At 59.5% G+C, this 17,412-nt stretch carries 14 protein-coding genes; 10 read left to right on the forward strand and 4 right to left on the reverse strand.

Annotation, left to right across the window (positions count from 1 at the left end; all coding sequences use genetic code 11):
• Positions 1-142: 142 nt before the first annotated feature.
• A complete protein-coding gene (locus LRK71_RS10810; protein WP_232403347.1) occupies positions 143-2,125 on the reverse strand; it encodes a 4Fe-4S binding protein in 1,983 nt (660 codons plus the stop codon).
• 436 nt (positions 2,126-2,561) lie between these two features.
• Here LRK71_RS10810 and LRK71_RS10815 point away from each other — a divergent pair, with 436 nt between their 5' ends.
• The 8 genes from LRK71_RS10815 to LRK71_RS10850 all read left to right on the forward strand — a co-directional run bounded on the left by LRK71_RS10815 (position 2,562) and on the right by LRK71_RS10850 (position 11,166).
• On the forward strand, positions 2,562-3,101 hold the full coding sequence (locus tag LRK71_RS10815; RefSeq protein ID WP_232403448.1) for a DUF3305 domain-containing protein: 540 nt from the start codon (positions 2,562-2,564) through the stop codon (positions 3,099-3,101).
• Entirely contained in the window at positions 3,098-3,766 is a 669-nt protein-coding gene (locus LRK71_RS10820) for a DUF3306 domain-containing protein (RefSeq protein WP_232403349.1), read from the forward strand. Before LRK71_RS10815 ends, LRK71_RS10820 begins: the two co-directional genes overlap by 4 nt.
• Positions 3,767-3,795: 29 nt before the next feature.
• On the forward strand, positions 3,796-4,428 hold the full coding sequence (locus LRK71_RS10825) for a TorD/DmsD family molecular chaperone (protein ID WP_232403351.1): 633 nt from the start codon (positions 3,796-3,798) through the stop codon (positions 4,426-4,428).
• 85 nt (positions 4,429-4,513) lie between these two features.
• A complete protein-coding gene (locus LRK71_RS10830; protein WP_232403356.1) occupies positions 4,514-4,705 on the forward strand; it encodes a twin-arginine translocation pathway signal protein in 192 nt (63 codons plus the stop codon).
• A gap of 126 nt (positions 4,706-4,831) precedes the next feature.
• Positions 4,832-7,726: a formate dehydrogenase subunit alpha gene (locus LRK71_RS10835; RefSeq protein ID WP_232403358.1), complete on the forward strand. Its 2,895-nt coding sequence runs from the start codon at positions 4,832-4,834 to the stop codon at positions 7,724-7,726.
• A 12-nt stretch (positions 7,727-7,738) separates the two neighbouring features.
• Positions 7,739-8,332: a formate dehydrogenase FDH3 subunit beta gene (fdh3B, locus tag LRK71_RS10840; RefSeq protein WP_232403359.1), complete on the forward strand. Its 594-nt coding sequence runs from the start codon at positions 7,739-7,741 to the stop codon at positions 8,330-8,332.
• Positions 8,333-8,448: 116 nt separating this feature from the next.
• Complete coding sequence (locus tag LRK71_RS10845) at positions 8,449-9,699, forward strand: formate dehydrogenase subunit gamma (protein WP_232403360.1); 1,251 nt, start codon at positions 8,449-8,451, stop codon at positions 9,697-9,699.
• 90 nt (positions 9,700-9,789) lie between these two features.
• The gene (locus LRK71_RS10850) at positions 9,790-11,166 is read left to right on the forward strand and encodes a sigma-54-dependent transcriptional regulator (protein ID WP_232403362.1); all 1,377 of its coding nucleotides are present in this window, start codon (positions 9,790-9,792) and stop codon (positions 11,164-11,166) included.
• A 47-nt stretch (positions 11,167-11,213) separates the two neighbouring features.
• On the opposite strand, the gene LRK71_RS10855 is transcribed toward LRK71_RS10850, so the two are convergent.
• Both LRK71_RS10855 and gap read right to left on the reverse strand, forming a co-directional pair.
• Entirely contained in the window at positions 11,214-13,139 is a 1,926-nt protein-coding gene (locus LRK71_RS10855) for a sensor histidine kinase (protein WP_232403364.1), read from the reverse strand.
• Positions 13,140-13,340: 201 nt separating this feature from the next.
• Positions 13,341-14,342 carry a type I glyceraldehyde-3-phosphate dehydrogenase gene (gene gap, locus LRK71_RS10860; protein ID WP_232403373.1) on the reverse strand — a complete coding sequence of 334 codons (1,002 nt, stop codon included), beginning with the start codon at positions 14,340-14,342 and terminating at the stop codon, positions 13,341-13,343.
• 166 nt (positions 14,343-14,508) lie between these two features.
• Here gap and LRK71_RS10865 point away from each other — a divergent pair, with 166 nt between their 5' ends.
• Together LRK71_RS10865 and LRK71_RS10870 are read left to right on the forward strand one after the other, a co-directional pair.
• The gene (locus LRK71_RS10865; protein ID WP_232403375.1) at positions 14,509-15,513 is read left to right on the forward strand and encodes a LacI family DNA-binding transcriptional regulator; all 1,005 of its coding nucleotides are present in this window, start codon (positions 14,509-14,511) and stop codon (positions 15,511-15,513) included.
• 296 nt (positions 15,514-15,809) lie between these two features.
• Complete coding sequence (locus LRK71_RS10870; RefSeq protein WP_232403377.1) at positions 15,810-17,150, forward strand: hypothetical protein; 1,341 nt, start codon at positions 15,810-15,812, stop codon at positions 17,148-17,150.
• Here the strand turns inward: LRK71_RS10870 and LRK71_RS10875 are convergent.
• Positions 17,147-17,412: integrase core domain-containing protein (locus LRK71_RS10875; protein WP_232403386.1), on the reverse strand; the 266-nt coding region annotated here is incomplete at its 5' end. The genes LRK71_RS10870 and LRK71_RS10875 overlap by 4 nt on opposite strands.

The raw sequence follows: 17,412 nt of genomic DNA on the forward strand, positions 1-17,412 counted from the left end.
CCTGCTGCTCTCTTGGGTTTTCATCTGTCTATCTGATCTGCACCGCTGGTGCATCCGCCATCTGTAAACAGCCCGGCGAGCGACTATTGACGCGTGGACCGGGGGAACAGGCTACGGATGCGGCGGGCTCTTGCGGCGGGATTCAATGGTCGCGGCGTTTGCTGAGGTAATCCTCCGTTGTGCGTACCCGCGGGCGTTCCGCCCCGGCAAGGGGGCTGTCTTTTTGGTGGAACTGGGCCTGAACCCGGCAGTCATCACACATCTGGATCATTCGGGCCATTTCAGGGCGGGCAAACATCGCGTGTTTCCCGGCCAGTTTTTCCGTGATCTTTTCGATGGTGGATTTCACCCCAAAAAGCGCGCCGCATTCAACGCAGGCAAAGGGGTCTTCTTCATGCAGAACCACTTGCGACAAGGCCGCCGGATCAAGGTTGAGCCGTGGCTGAAGGGTGATTGCATCCTCTGGGCAGGTATTGGCACAGATCCCGCATTGCAGGCAGGCTTCTTCCTGAAACCGCAGCTGCGGCAGATCCGGGTTGTCGCCCAGGGCCCCCGAAGGACAAAGCGACACACAGGACAGGCAGAGGGTGCAGCTGTCCTGATCCACCAGTACCGCCCCATAGGGGCTCTGATCGGGCAGGGAGAGCGGGGGGGGCGCCGCTTTGCCCTGCCCTGACGTTGCGTGCAGGGCGAGGGCGGCCTGGCGGGTGATCTGGCGCCGCGACCCCATGGGGCGAATAGGCGTGGCGATGGGCGTGGCTGGCTTGCTGTCATAAAGCGTATCGCTCAGGGCATCCGGGTCCTGGATATCCAGCAGGCGCGCCGTGTTGCTGCCGCTGATGGCCTGTGCCAGGGCCAGCTCTGACGCCTGCACCTCTGGGTCGGCACCTGGGGCGAGCAGGATCGAGACATCGGCAAACCCTGCCGCGAGGGCAGCCAGGATTTCCGCATGGCCAAAAGCATTGAGGGCTGTCACCTCAAGCGGCACAACATCGGCCGGCAGGCCGCGGCCAAAGCGGGCGGCAAGCTGGATCATCTCGCCGCCATGGTCATTGACCACTAGCAGGCGTGGGGCGGTGCCGCCTGCGTCTTGATAGGCCTTGGCAAGGGTCTGGATCCGACGAAACTGGGCCTCGGTTGGTGGCGCGTCATAGGTGATGGCCCCTGAGGGGCAGAGCGAGGAACAGGCCCCGCAGCCGGCGCAGATCATCGGATCAATCGTGACGTGATCCCCGGCGGAACTGATGGCAGAGGTGGGGCAGTGATCCAGGCATTTGTTGCACCCGGTCTGCGAGGCACGCGAATGGGCGCACAACAGCGGCTCATGGCGCAGGTAGAGCGGTTTTTCAAAGGTCCCGACCAGCTGGCTGGCAGCCAGAATGACATCCGCCACTGCCTGTGGGTTCCTGGGGTCGGCACGCAGATAGCCTTCGCGTTTTTCCGGGGCCGGAAACAGCGGCGTGCCGCCACGCAGATCCAGCAGGATATCGCAGTCTGACACAGCCCCATCGCGCGGCGCGCTCCAGCCCCACTGGCGGCCCGTTACATCGCGTTGCTGCAGGGCGTCAAAGCGCAGCTGAAATTGCCCCAAGGCCCCTTTGGCCTGGCGTAGTTGGCCCCGGATCAAGTCAAAGCCGCGCCCCAATCCGGCGATGTCCAGATCTTCGCCTGGTGTTTCAATCAAGACCGTCACGCCGAGCAGATCCTGCAACCGTGTGGCGGCGGCCAGGGCAATTTCTGGCGCGCCCAAAATCAGGCAGAGCCCCTCTGATGTGACATCCAGGCTCTTGCTCGGGGGCAGGTCTAGCGCGGCCTCGGCCACAAGGGCGGACATTTTGGGTAGCAGATCCCCACTATCTGCGGTCCAACCCGCCCGGTCCCGCAGGTCGAGACCGGCAGGGGCGGGGGCCTCCAGATCGGCGGCAAGATCGGCAAAAAATCTTTTTTCCTGGGCGCAGCAAATCACCGATTCTCCCGAGGAAATGGCGGCAGAAGCGGCATCGATCTCGGTGCTGCACAGGGCCGAATAGACCGGGCTACAGCGCAGGCCAGTGGTGGTTGACAGGGCCTCAGGGTTGAGCGCCTGTGTTCCTGAACAATCGCATAAAATCAACTGCTTGGCCATTGTATTCCTCGCGAGAAATTGTGGCAAAACACCCATGGTTTTGCCGCTTGCTGGGAGCCTAGACTAGCTCTGATTCTTTGACGAGGTAAACCGGTTTCCAGTGGCGGCAGGCCGATCTGGCGGCCCTGGCGTGGCCTGTGATTCGCCAAATGCAGCACAGCCCGTTTTCCGAGCCATTTTGTCGAGATAGACATTTAGACCGGCTTGGTCCGGCGGTGCCGCGTCGGTGTCCCAATTTGTCCCGTCCTGGCAGTTTTCTGCAATGGCGCAAAATTCATCCTTTCGTTGGGTCAGCGACCCGGCGCAATCTGATCAATAGGAATTGACGCCTCGGCCCGACAGCATCTGCTGCGGCGACAGGGGGGGCAGACAGAATTATGAAGCTTATAAAGGGCGTTGTGACGGGGTGAGCCAAAGCGCAGAGAAAACTGATGTGATGCCAGTCGGGGTGGTGATACGTCGCGCGCCTGGCGTGACCCGTTGGGCCAGATGGAGCTGGACCGTTTCGGGGTTGTTGCCTGCTGCGCGTCCGGCGGACTGGCATCTGCTGCGCACAGAGGCGGGGGTGAGCGAATATCACGCCGCCACCTTGCCGCTGGAGCTGCACCGCGCCGAGGCTGAGGCCTATATGCAGGCGCTGGCCACCCATCCCCCCAGTCTTTATGTGATCCTGCGCGAGGCCGAGCATGGCAGCTTTCCTTTGGAGGTGACGCTGATCACGGCCTCTCCGTTTGAAGCGCAGGACTATGCTGACAGTGGCGAAGAACTGGTGGAAAAGGTGGCGATGCCCAGCGGGCTGGTGGCCTGGCTACGCGCCTTTACTGTGGCACATTTTCGCGAAGAAGAGTTCGTAAAGCGGCGTCGCGATAAAAAGGATATTGGTGGCGTCGAGGATGGTATCGGCGATCCGCGCATTGCTCAGCTGACCGATGTATATCGCTCTCCGGCGCTGGCCAAGAAGGAGCGGCTGCAATGACCTTCTGGGCCCGCCGCCAGGCCGCCGTCGCCGCCGAAGAGGCAGCTGAAGAACAGGCGCAGATCGCGGTCGAACGCGCTGCCCGCGATGAGGCCGTCGCCGAGAAAAGCGACGAAGATCTGTTGGCGGAGCTGAACCTGCCGGAGCCAGAGAGCCTGAAAGCTGGAGATGATTTCAAGGTGTTCTTGGACGAGCAGGTGCCCGCGCGGATCAAGACACGCGCTCTGCGTCACCTGTGGCGGGCTAACCCGGTGTTGGCCTGCGTTGACGGGCTGGTGGATTACGGCGAGGACTTCACCGATGCCGCGCTGGTGCTCGAGGGAATGCAGACCGCCTATCAGGTGGGGAAGGGCATGACCCTGCATGTAGACGCGCTGGCCCGCGAAGCTGCGCAGGCAGAACAGGATGCCGCGCAACAGGTCGATTTGGCTGATGCGCAGCCCGTGGAGCAGAGCGCAGAGCACAGCGAGAGCGCAGAGCCAACCCCAAGCGTCGATGCGGCGGGGCAGGTTCCGCTGGCTGACAAGCAGACCCCTGATTGGGAGCATGTTGTCGGCAGCCCAGCCCCGGTTGGGGCACCAGACCCCCGTGCCGAGATGGCCCCAAGCCAGCACTATACTGCCCTTCGCCGTATGCGGTTCTCTTTTGAAGGGACGCTAGAATGACCCCCGACAGCCCTCAGATGGAGCCCCAGATGTCAGCCACTCTTGAGACCCCCACGACAGGGGCAAAGCCACCGATCGCCCTCGGTGCCGAGGATCAGATGCGGGCGGATCTCTATAATTACCTTGGGGTCATGTTGGCGGGGCCACCGGACCAGATGTTGCTGCAGCAGACTGCTGGGCTGTCTGGGGATGACACCGACCTTGGCCAAGCGATCAATGGGCTGGCCAAGCTGGCCGCCCATAGCAAGCCTGCCGCCAGCGAGCGGGAATTCAACAAGCTGTTCATCGGCCTGGGACGCGGTGAGCTGCTGCCCTATTCCAGCTACTACCTGACCGGGTTCTTGAACGAAAAGCCGCTGGCAATGTTGCGTCAGGATATGGCGGCGCAGGGGATTACCCGGGCACCAAATGCCTTTGAACCCGAGGATAACATCGCCTCTCTGATGGAGATGATGGGCGCGATGATCGCCGGGCGTTTCGGCCCCTCGGCTGATCTGGAGCAGCAAAAGCAGTTTTTCAGCAAGCACATCCGCCCCTGGGCCGGACATTTCTTTTCAGATCTCGAAACCGCCAAGGCGTCGGTTCTCTATGCGGCCCTCGGCGCTGTCGGACGGCACTTCATGGACATCGAAGCCGAAGGTTTTCGGATGAACGCGGAGTAATCCGCAAAAGGGCGCAGGGCTTCGGCGCTGCGCTGTAACCCAGTGAAACAAGAACCTGGCCCCTGCGCCGGGAGGAGGAGTTCACATGAGCAAGAAGGAAGAGGGTGGCAGCAGCCGCCGCGACTTTCTGAAACTGGCGGCGACAACGGCACCGCTGGCTGCGGTGGCAGTGGCCACCAGCGGTACTACGGCTGAGGCTGCAGTACCCGATCTGGCATCCGACAAGATGCAGGATACTGCGCATACCCGCGCCTACTACGAAAGCACCCGGTTCTAACCAGCGCCGGTCGCACGCAAGACCTTCATCAACCACGGGGCAACTGGTAGCGAGACGCCCGACCGTCCATGTGGTTTTCCATAAACCCAGCAGGCCCGTATTTCTGGGCTGGCAAGGGAGGTTTACATGCTTAGGAAAAAGACCAACGGGGTTGCGAGACGCCCCCAGCGGAGCTCGATCCTCAATCAGGTTGCGGAAGCATCCGTTGACCGGCGCGCCTTTTTGCGCGGGTCTGGCCTGGCCATTGGTGGCCTGGCTGCGATCAGTGCCACAGGTGGCACGGTCACACAGGCGACTGCGGCAACAGCCGCGACAGGCGCGGTTGAAACAATCAAATCCGTCTGCACCCACTGTTCGGTTGGTTGTACCGTCATCGCCGAGGTGGAAAACGGTGTCTGGACGGGGCAGGAACCCGGCTGGGACAGCCCCTTCAACATGGGCGCGCATTGCGCCAAGGGTGCCTCGGTGCGCGAACACGCGCATGGCGAACGTCGCCTGAAGTACCCGATGAAAAAAGAGGGTGGTGAGTGGAAGCGCATCTCCTGGGATCAGGCCATCGACGAAATCGGCGGCGGCATGATGGACATCCGCGAAGAAAGCGGTCCTGACAGCGTCTACTGGCTTGGCTCGGCCAAGTACAATAACGAACAGGCCTATCTGTTCCGTAAATTCGCGGCCTATTGGGGCACCAATAACGTCGACCACCAGGCGCGGATCTGTCACTCGACGACCGTGGCGGGTGTTGCCAATACATGGGGCTACGGCGCCATGACCAATTCTTACAACGACATCCATAACTCCAAATCGATCTTCATCATCGGTGGCAACCCGGCCGAGGCGCACCCTGTCTCGCTGTTGCACCTGCTGAAGGCCAAGGAGCAGAACAATGCGCCAGTGATCGTTTGCGATCCGCGCTTTACCCGTACGGCGGCCCATGCGGATGAATATGTCCGCTTCCGTCCCGGCACCGATGTGGCGCTGGTCTGGGGTATTCTGTGGCATATCTTTGAAAACGGCTGGGAAGACAAAGAGTTCATCCGCACCCGTGTCTGGGGCATGGAACAGATCCGCGACGAGGTGAAGAACTGGACGCCAGAGGAAGTCGAGCGCGTCACTGGTGCGCCCGGTGAGCAGCTGCAGCGCGTTGCCCGCACCCTGGCCAACAACCGTCCCGGCACCGTGATCTGGTGCATGGGGGGTACTCAGCACACCACGGGTAACAACAACACCCGCGCCTATTGCATCCTGCAGCTGGCGCTTGGCAACATGGGTGCCTCTGGCGGCGGCACCAACATTTTCCGTGGCCACGATAATGTGCAGGGCGCGACCGATCTGGGCGTGCTGTCGCATACGCTGCCTGGGTACTATGGCTTGTCCAAGGGCGCTTGGGCCCACTGGGCGCGCGTCTGGGAAGAAGACCCAGAATGGCTCGCCAATCAGTTTGATACGCTGAAAGGTGCAGATGGCAAAGACAAGAGCCTGCAGAACCTGAAAGGCATCCCTGTCAGCCGCTGGATTGATGGTATCCTGGAAGACAAGGACAATATTGATCAGCCCAACAACGTGCGGGCGATGGTTCTGTGGGGCCATGCGCCCAATTCGCAGACCCGGATGACGGAAATGAAAACGGCAATGGAAAAGCTGGATATGCTGGTCGTGATTGACCCCTATCCAACGGTTTCGGCTGTTTTGCAGGACCGTACCGATGGCGTCTATCTGCTGCCGGCCTGTACACAGTTTGAAACGCGTGGCTCTGTAACTGCCTCGAACCGGTCCTTCCAGTGGCGCGACCGCGTGGTTGAACCCCTGTTCGAGAGCCTGCCGGATGAAGTCATCATGGCCAAGTTCGCCAACAAGTTCGGCTGGGCGGATCGTCTGTTCCGAAACATCGAAATGGATGATGCGGAAACCCCCAATGTTGAAAGCCTCACCCGCGAATTCAACAAGGGGCTTTGGACCATTGGCTACACCGGTCAAAGCCCCGAGCGGCTGAAACTGCATATGGCCAACCAGCACACCTTTGACCGCACGACGCTGCGGGCTGTGGGTGGTCCGGCAGATGGGGATTTCTATGGTCTGCCATGGCCCTGCTGGGGCACAGCAGAGATGAAGCACCCCGGTACGCCGAACCTCTATGATATGTCGCGGCCGGTCTCTGAGGGCGGTCTGACATTCCGCGCCCGATTTGGCGTTGAACGCGATGGCGACAATCTGTTGGCGGAAGGTGTCTACAGCAAGAATTCCGAAATCCAAGACGGCTATCCCGAATTCACCATGCAGATGCTGATGGATCTGGGCTGGGACAGCGATCTTACCGACGAAGAGCGCGCCTCGATCGAGGCCGTGGCTGGTCCCAAAACCAATTGGAAGACCGACCTTTCTGGCGGTATCCAGCGGGTGGCGATCAAGCACGAATGTGCGCCTTTCGGCAATGCCAAGGCCCGTGCCGTGGTCTGGACCTTCCCCGATCCGGTGCCCATCCACCGCGAGCCGCTCTATACCAACCGGCGTGATCTGGTTGAGGATTACCCAACATACGAGGATCGTCACGATTATCGCTTGCCGACCCTCTACGCCTCTATCCAGAAGAATGATGTCTCCAAGGATTATCCGATCATCCTCACCTCTGGGCGATTGGTGGAATATGAGGGCGGCGGGGAAGAGACCCGCTCCAACCCTTGGCTGGCCGAGTTGCAGCAGGATATGTTCGTCGAAATCAACACGCGGGATGCCAATAATCTGGGCGTGCGCGACGGCGAACAGTGCTGGGTCGAAGGCCCCGAAGGAGGCAAGGTCAAGGTTATGGCCATGGTCACCGAACGGGTCGGCGCGGGCGTCGCCTTTATGCCTTTCCACTTTGGCGGCCACTACCAGGGCAAGGATCTGCGGGATAAATATCCCGAAGGATCGGCCCCCTACGTCTTGGGCGAAAGCGCCAACGTGGCCTTTACCTACGGCTATGACAGCGTCACGCAAATGCAAGAGACCAAGTGCACTCTTTGCAAAATCACTGCAGCATAAGGAGAAAGAAAGATGGCAAGAGCAAAGTTCCTCTGCGACGCCGAACGCTGCATTGAATGCAACGCCTGTGTGACCGCCTGTAAAAATGAGCACGAGGTGCCTTGGGGCATCAACCGGCGCCGTGTTGTTACCATCAATGATGGCAAACCCGGTGAGCGCTCGATCTCGGTGGCCTGCATGCATTGTTCCGATGCGCCCTGTATGGCCGTGTGCCCGGTGGATTGCTTTTACCAGACCGAAGACGGTGTGGTGCTGCACTCCAAGGATCTGTGCATCGGTTGTGGCTATTGCTTCTATGCGTGCCCTTTTGGCGCGCCGCAATATCCGCAGGCCGGCAGCTTTGGCAGCCGTGGCAAGATGGACAAATGCACCTTCTGTGCCGGTGGCCCTGAAGAGAACAATTCCAATGCGGAGTTCTCGAAATATGGCCGCAACCGGATTGCCGAAGGCAAGCTGCCGATCTGCGCCGAGATGTGTTCCACCAAGGCCCTGCTGGCCGGGGATGGCGATACGGTCTCTGCGATTTACCGCGAACGGATCGTGGCGCGCGGCTTTGGCTCTGGCGCTTGGGGCTGGGGTACAGCCTATGAGCTAAAGGGCGGCTAAACGCTGGTATCTGCTTGCGTAAGACAACCTGCGTAAAAGAACGACGGCCTGCCCAGTGCAGGCCGTCTGCAAACTGGTATTTTTTCAAATTTGCGACCCGCAAAGGAGTGTGGCCCATGCTGCGCCTGGCATTTCCCTTTTTCCTGCAGCTGATGCTGTGGTTCCCCTTTGGGCCTGAACAGGCGCTGGCACAGGAGGCTAATACCGCTGTCGGCACCCCTGCGGCAGATGCAGCCGTGGACCGCAGTGCAACAGGCGGGGCGCAGACCTTGGCGGATATCCTGGCCCGGCAAAAGGGGCAGGCGCTGGATGAAGGCTTCCGGCGGAACAATATTGGCGACCCTGCGGCCGCTGCGGCCATGACCCAGCAGCTCGGCACGCTTGGCGGTGCCTCGGATCCCGATCTGTGGCGACAAATGCGCTATGGCACTGCCGAGGTTCGGGTTTCGGCCGGTGGAGATGTGGCCAAGGTGCTGATCCAGGATGGTGGCATGACCTGGCTGAACTTTCGCGCTGGACCGCTGCGCCACTATGGCGGCTGGCTGCTGCTGGGGACTATTGGGGGGCTGTTGCTGTTCTTTCTGCTGCGGGGCCGGATCATGATTGACGGAGAAAAGACCGGCCGCACGGTGACGCGTTTCAAGGCGACTGAACGCTTTGCGCATTGGTTGATGGCGGGGTCTTTTGTTATTCTTGGCGTGACCGGGCTTTTGTCGCTGTTTGGCCGGGTGGTCATCGCCCCCTATCTGGGCAAAGCGCCCAATGCAGCGATTTTGGACCTGGGAAAATGGCTTCACAATATGGTGGCCTGGGGCTTTATCGTCGGGCTGGTCATGGTCTTTGTTATGTGGGTGGCCCACAACATTCCAAACCGTACCGATCTGGTCTGGTTGCGCCAGTTTGGCGGCATTGTCGGGTCTGCGCACCCGCCGGCCAAGAAATTCAACGCCGGGCAAAAGATGATTTTCTGGTCGGTCATTCTGTTTGGAACGTCGATTGCGGTGTCAGGGATTTCCCTGTTGTTCCCCTATGAGCTGCAACTCTTTGCCAAGACCTTTGCGGTGATCAACTCCACTGGTCTGCCAGAGATGCTCGGCTTTGGTTTGTTGCCGGTTGACCTGGCGCCACAAGAAGAAATGCAACTAGCCCAAGCCTGGCATGCCGCGCTTTCCTTTGTGTTGATGGCGATCATTATTGCCCATATCTATATCGGCTCTCTCGGGATGGAGGGCGCCTATGATGCCATGGGCTCGGGGCAGGTGGACGAAGCCTGGGCCCGTCAGCACCACTCGATTTGGCTAGAAGAGGTCCTGGAAGAAGATCAGGCCCCCGCAAGGCCGGACAAGACGCAGCACCCGGCGGAATAAGACAGGCATGAAAACAGATGGCGCAGGCAGGCCCGACCCTGATAGGTTGGGCAGGCCTGCTTTGGTACGACCGGGGCAAGTGAGGCAGCAATGAAAGACAGGGCAGTAGCGGCAATGACGCGGGCAGAAGGCGCAAGCGACGAATACGGAGAGAACCTGGCCAATGCCTCGATCCTGGTGATTGATGACGAACCGGGCATGCGCAACTTTCTGACCAAGATCCTGGCGCCGCGCTGCAAACGGGTTGAACAGGCCGCATCGGCTGCCGAGGCCTCGACCATTCTGGATCAGGCGCATTTTGATCTGATCATTCTGGACAATATCATGCCAGGCAAAACCGGGCTGGAATGGGTGCAGGAACAGCGCCGGGTGGGGCTGTTTGCCGATACCATTCTGGTGACAGCCTACGCCGATCTGGAAACGGCTATTCTGGCGCTGCGCACCGGAGTTGCCGATTTTGTGCTGAAACCGTTTCGGGCCAATCAGATCCTCAACTCTGTGGCGCGGGCGCTGGATCGCAAATATCTGCGGCGCGAAAATTATTTGTTGAAGCATGAGCTTCTGGCCGAAGGCAGCGCGGCACGTGGGCGGCTGTTGGGCATATCGCCTGCCATCAGCCAGGCACGCGATATGCTGCACCGTCTGGCACCATTGCCAACGCCGGTATTGTTCACTGGGGCCAGTGGTACGGGCAAGGAAATCGCCGCGCGCACTCTGCATTCGTTGTCTGATCGCGCGATGCAGCCCTTTGTGGCGGTGAACTGTGCCGGGATTGCACCTGACCGCATCGCCTATGAGCTGTTTGGCCAGATTGATGAGCAGAACCGCCGCAAGGACGGATTGTTCCTGCATGCTGACGGGGGCACGCTGTTTCTTGATGAGGTCGCTCAGATGCCGGATCAGGTACAGGCGGCGCTGCTGCGGGTGCTAGAGGATCAGCGGGTACGCCCTGTTGGAGCCGAGCGGGATATTCCATTGAACCTGCGGTTCCTTTTCGCCACCAACGCTGATCTGCAGGCCGCAGTTGAAGACGGGCGCTTTCGGGCAGATCTGTACCACCGGATCAATGTTGTTGAGATCCAGATGCCCCCCTTGAAAGAGCGCATTGAAGACATCGTCGAGCTGGCAGCCCTATTCATGGAACAATTCGCCAGCAGCCTCGGCATGGAGGCACTGGAGTTGAACGAAGAGACCCTGTTGAAGTTTGCGCGCTACGACTGGCCCGGTAACGTGCGCGAGCTGCGCAATCTGATTGAACGTTCGGTGATCCTGGGGGAATTCCCGGAAGAATTTGCCGGCAAGGGGGCCATCACCGGGGCGGCGGCGGTAGAATCGCTGGATTTGGTGACCCAGCGCCATATCATGCATGTGCTGGACGCCTGCGATGGCAACCGCGCTGAAGCAGCGCGCCGTCTTGGGGTATCGCGGAAAACCGTTGATCGCAAATGCGCCAGCTGGGATCTCTGAACTCGCGTGCTCCGCGTCTGCTTTAGCCTGAACCAGCCTGCGCTTGGTCAGGCGATACTACCCTGCTCTGATGCGACGGCGGGCAGCCAGATCGAGAAGGCAGCCCCGCCTTCGGTGCGATTGCGGGCTGAGATGATCCCGCCAGCCCGCTGCACGAGGGTCTGGCTGATAGAGAGCCCCAGGCCAGTCCCTTCGCCCAGTTTTGTGGTGAAAAACGGATTGAACACAGCGCCGATCTGATCTTCGGCAATGCCGCAGCCTGTGTCAGCGACCGTCAGCAGCGCCCCCACCTTGCCGTCACGCTCTGCCGCGCAAAGAGACAGAGTCAAGCTGCCGGCCCCGGCCATCGCCTGGGTGGCGTTGAGGATCAGGTTGATCACCACCTGCTGTAGCTCTCCGGGGTCAATCCGCACTGGCGGAGGCGCGTCGTCGCCGTCGGCAAAACGCTTGTCCACCTGAATGGCCTGACGCGAAATCACGTGGTCCACCAGCACCAGACAATCGCTGACCAGAGGCGCAAGATCGAGGCTTTCCTCAAAGGTGCCAAATTCAGACGGGCGGGCGAATTGCAGCAGCTTGCCGACGATGGCGCCAATGCGCATGACCTGATTGTCGATCAGGTTCAGTTCGGTCTGCAACTCATCGGCAGCCTCGCCCAGGGTCATGCGGATGACATCAACATTGCCCTGGATCACCGCCACCGGGTTGTTGATCTCATGGGCGACACCGGCGGTAATTTCCCCAATCGAGGCAAGCTTTTCGCTCATCACCAGCTGTTTGAAGGTTTCTTCCAGTTTCTTGTTGGCATCACGCAGTTCTGCGGTGCGCCGATCCACACGGGCGTTCAGCTCGTCCGCCCAATCGCGCAGGCGCTGATCACGGTCCTGGATCTGGTCCAACAGGCTGTCGAGGTGGCCTGCCACCTGGCCAATTTCATCCTGCCGCCGGGTGGTGCCGTTGCGGGCGGTCAAATCTCCACGTTCGACCCGCTTCATGGTCTGGCTCATCCGTTCCAGCGGCGCAAATATCCCCTTGGCCAGCCACAAGAAAAGCGGCGCAGATAGGACCATGACCAGCAGGAATACCGCGACAATGGTCCAATAGGCCTCGCCTTTGGCAGCGGTATAGGGCGCTTCGAGAAAGCCGACATAGAGCATGCCAACGCGGCTGCCAAAGCTGTCGGTCAGTGGCAGATAACCCGAGATATACCAGTCATTGACCACAAAGGCGCGGTCCAGCCAGGTGCGCCCCTCGTCCAGCACCTTGTTGCGCACCACGGCAGAGACGCGGGTGCCAAGCGCACGCACATCCTCAAACAGGCGCACATTGGTGGAAATGCGGGTGTCATCCAGAAACAGGGTGGCCGTGCCCTGCCGGTTCTGTTCGGCAGGCCCGCCGAGATAGACCAGTGCATTCAGGGTGTCGATAAAGTCGAGATTACGGTTCAGCAGGCGCCCACCGCGCAGCACGCCGTAATGGCCAAGAGCGGCGACGGGGGCCGTGGCATGCAACATCATGCCGCGATCTTCGACCTCTCGTTGAGTCGGCGCAGCGGCCTCGGTTTCAATCAGTGGAATGCGGGCATCTTCCACCATATGCGGCAGGGCCTGTGCCAGGTCCTGCGGCGAAAAAATGTCAATCTGTGCCGCGCGCTGCCCGTTGACGGCTGCCTGTACCACTGGCCACTCCCCTAGGGGTGAGCCCAGATCCTGAGGCGTAAGATATTCCAGAAAATCTAGCTGCAACGCGGCGCGCAGGGGGGCCAGATGGGCCTGAACCGCTGCTGGTCCTTTGGTCAGAGCCTGTTGAAAATCGGTGGAGTTTGCAATGCTGTGCAGGCTTTCGGCACTGCCGGTCTGCAGGTGGCCAAGATATTGTTCCGCGATACGCAGATCGCTTTCTACCTTGGCGATGAGGACCGCATCATAATCCGCGTTCCAACGCGCCATTGCCAGGGTCAGCAACAGCGGCATCAGCACCGCTAGGGGCAGCAGCGCCAGCAAAAGCAATCTGAGGCGGACGGATTTCAGGCCTTTTCCCCTTTGGCTGGAACCGCACGCGGCGCTGGCATTTCGATGCGGTCAGGGTGCCATTTCTTGGGGAGGGCTGGCAAGGGTTAGCAGGAAAAGGGCGGCACCCAGGGGGCATGCCTGCCAGGTGCCGCGCGGGTGGCTTTAGATCAGGCTGCCCATATGGCGGCCAGTGTCAAGCATCCGGTTGGAAAAGCCCCATTCGTTATCATACCAGCTGACCACGCGGACCAATCCGCCCTCGGTGACCGAGGTCTGCCCCGCTGCAAAGCAGGAGGAATGTGGATCATGGTTGAAATCAATCGAAACCATGGGATCGACTTCATAGGACAGAATGCCCTTGAGCGCGCCATTCGCCGCCTCTTGCAGGGCGGCATTCACTGCATCAACGGTGGCGGGGCGTTCCGGCATAAAGCTCAGGTCCACCACGGATACATTGGGCGTGGGCACCCGAATGGCAGAGCCTTCCAGCCGCCCTTTTAGCTTTGGCAGCACCTCTGCGATGGCGCGGGCCGCCCCTGTCGAGGTGGGCACCATCGACAGGGCCGCCGCGCGACCGCGATAGAGATCACTGTGCGGGCTGTCATGGGTTGGCTGATCCCCGGTATAGGCGTGGATCGTAGTCATATAGCCAGTCTGGATGCCAAAGCTCTGGTCCAGTACCTGCGCCACCGGGGCGAGGCAGTTGGTGGTGCAAGAGGCGTTGGAGACAATCAGATCGGCGGCTGTCAGATCGGTATGATTGACGCCGTATACCACGGTGCGGTCCATGCCCTTACCCGGAGCCGACAGCAGGACGCGCTTGGAGCCATTGCCCAGATGTGCGGCAGCGGCGTCGCGGCTGGTAAAGCGCCCGGTGCATTCAAAGGCGATATCGACATCGTCCCAAGAGAGGTCCTTGGGATCGCGCAGCGCGCTAAGCCGAAGGGTCTTGCCTGCCACTGTAAGGCTGTCTTCGCTGTGCTGCACCGCAGCCTTTAGCCGCCCATGCACAGAATCATATTTCAGCAGATGCGCCAGGGTTTGCGCTGGGGCGAGATCATTGATTGCGACGATTTCAATGTCCTGGGCGCCGCTTTCCAGCAGGGCCCGCATAACACCACGGCCAATGCGGCCAAATCCATTGATGGCGATTTTCAGGGTCATCAGAGAGCTCCAGTTTACGGCGCAGCACACCTGCGCCGTGATTTTGTTTTGTTATCGCTAACGGTTGCGCTATCGGTAGCGATAACAGTGGTAAAATGCAACCCTCAATGCCGTGAGCTGACCCTGCGGCCCTTGCGGCGGGGCGCGAAGTGCAGGACCATGCGACATGATCAAAAAGATGCTCTTGAAGGACGTTGCCCGGCTTGCCGGTGTCAGCGAGATGACCGCCAGCCGGGCCCTGCGTGGCGCACCGGATGTGTCCAACGCAACCCGCGCCAAGGTCGAGGAGATTGCTCGCGCCCATGGCTATGTGCCCAATCGCATTGCGGGGTCTCTGTCGTCGCAATCGGTAAACCTGGTGGCGGTGGTGGTCCCCTCGCTCAACAGTTTTGTTTTCCCGGAGGTGCTTTCGGGGATTTCTTCGGTGCTGAAGCAAAGCCCGCTGAAACCGGTGGTGGGGATCTCGGGCTATGAAATGGACGAAGAAGAAGAGGTGATCCGCGAAATGCTGAGCTGGCGGCCCTCGGGGTTGATCGTCGCCGGGCTGGAGCATAGTGAAGCAACCCAGAAAATGCTGCTGCAGGCCGATTGCCCGGTGGTCGAGGTCATGGATGCGGATGGCACCCCGCTGCGCCACTGCGTTGGCATCTCGCATCTGCAGGCCGGGCGGGACATGGCGGCGCAGATTTTGGCGCGGGGCTATCGGAGTATCGGCTTTATTGGCACCAAGATGCCGCAGGATTTTCGCGCGCGAAAACGCTTTGACGGCTTTGTTGCGGGCCTGGCAGAGCAAGGCGTCGCGCTGACCGATTTGGAACACTATGCTGGCGATAGCGCGATTGCGACGGGGCGGCTGCTGACAGCGCAGATGTTGGCCCGCCAACCCGATCTGGATTGCATCTATTACTCTAGCGATGTGATGAGCGTCGGCGGCTATATGCATTGCCTGGCAGCAGGCCTGTCGGTGCCGCAGGACGTGGCGCTGGCCGGTTTCAACAACCTGCCGATTCTGGAAGGCCTGCCCCTGCAGCTGGCCACAACGGATGCCTGTCGCCGCCCCATTGGCGAACGCGCCGCCGAGATTGTGCTGAAAGTCCGCGACAGCGCTGCCGATCTGCCGCTCATCCGTGAAACCCTTAGCCCGCGCATAAACCTCGGCCAATCGCTCTAGAACACATCGCGTTCATCTGCACTCCCGCGACGGGCTCCCCTTTGGGAGTTCACATGTCCCAGGGTCACAAAACAGGTGCCCATTTTGCGCAGCATGGCTGCGCGCAATAGAAAAGCCCCCCGGCAGGATATGCTGACGCATTCCGGCTTTTGGGACACAAAAATGACGCTTGCTGAGATTTATCTCGGCAGGCGCTTGTTTTTTATGGCTTATTCATTTTTACACTGCATTGAGCGGTGAGGGACTTTTGTCCCGCAGCAACACTATTCAAAAAAGTACGATCAGCATTTCTTGTTTTGAGAAAATGGCCAACATCTTTGTTGGCTTACGGAGGCCATCTTGACACAACGCCGGAAGGGCAAACTAATGGTCAAGAGAATTCCCAGCTTTCGCTGAAAGTAATATACCCACATCCAACGCCAGAAATCAACATGAACACCTGCGGTGATATTGATTGCGGGAACTATGGTGTTGCGCCAAACGTTTCTCTTCCGGTGTTCAAGGGAAGTGGGGCCGCACAAAGGAAACTGCTGGCTTCAGTAAAGATGCCTGCGCTTGCAACTGGACTGGGCGGATATTCACTTACCAGCAATAGCAAAAAGAGCACGGTCTCCCAAGCTTTCGAGTATCAAAACGACCCGAGGGCCTGGGATGACGGAAGGGAGATCGCGTGCCATCACCAAAAGGGGAATAGTGAATGCGGCATAGAGTTCAACATTATGTCCAACGAACTTTTGCTCGAAGAAATCGACCGGCTGCGGACGCATAACGGGCTCCTGGAAGGGCCTAAATGCGGTCATTGCGGCACCCGCTATCTCGATACGCCGAATGAGTTCATCTTCAATGGCGCACACGGCAAACTTGCTCCTGAGGGAAACAGACGAAAAGAAAAAGCAGCCGGATTTCGGATGATCCACAAGCCCTGCAAGGGGAAGTCTGGCGCACGTATTTCGACAACACTTGATCACCAGGGCCAGAAGAAGCAGCATGACAACGTTCGACTACTTCGAGCGTTGGTAAATGGCGCGAGCATAAACGACCTTGCGCGGCTGCTGTCCGATCCAGACACAGGCAAGAAATGCGGTGTCAGTCAGATATACAGCCGCATTTTCTGGCTTGAGAAGACAATGCTTGCTTTTGAGCAGGCCAAGCTGCGCGATTGGAAGAAGAAACAAGAGGACACTGGACGCTTCATTCACACGCGTATCGCCCACGACGATGTCCTCATTTCAATCAACTGGGAAAGCCGTCAGGATCGCCGCCTGACGCCCCTGACCTGCTCGGTAAGTGCGGATATCCGTAGTGGCTATGTATTCAGAATTGATGCCAATTTCGATACCAGGGTCGATCCCGCATTGTTCTTCGAGGAGCATTACATTGATGAAAATGGACAACCCAAGAATATCAGGCAGCAATACACCCGGAAATCCTCTGGCAAAGTTGTAAGTGCGCCGAAACTGCATTTCCAGCGACCCAGTGGCCGCTTCGATGAGGCGGCATTCTTTGCGAGTGCTGAGGGAAGTTGGCGTATCTTCTCTGAACGCATTGAGCGCGCATACGAAGACGATATCGCCGCGGGGTTGGCATTGCCGTCATGGACCTGTCGCGCTTTAGTGCCGCCCCAAGTGCTCGTTTAAGCCACCTTCCGTTCGAAAGCGACAGGGCTTTTCCACCCCAGTGCTGAATGCCGGCGACGCGGATTGTAGAAGCCATTGATGTATTCGAAGATCGCCATCTCTGCTTGCCGCCGTGTTGCCCATGACCGCCGCCAGATCGGCTCAGCTTTGATCGTTTTGAAGAACGTCTCGACAGCGGCGTTGTCATAGCAATTTCCTTTGCCACTCATCGAGGTCCTGAAGCCATGTTCGCGCAGGATCTTTTGATAATCATGGGAACAAT

This window comes from Pseudophaeobacter flagellatus, from assembly GCF_021228235.1.
GTDB lineage: Bacteria > Pseudomonadota > Alphaproteobacteria > Rhodobacterales > Rhodobacteraceae > Pseudophaeobacter > Pseudophaeobacter flagellatus.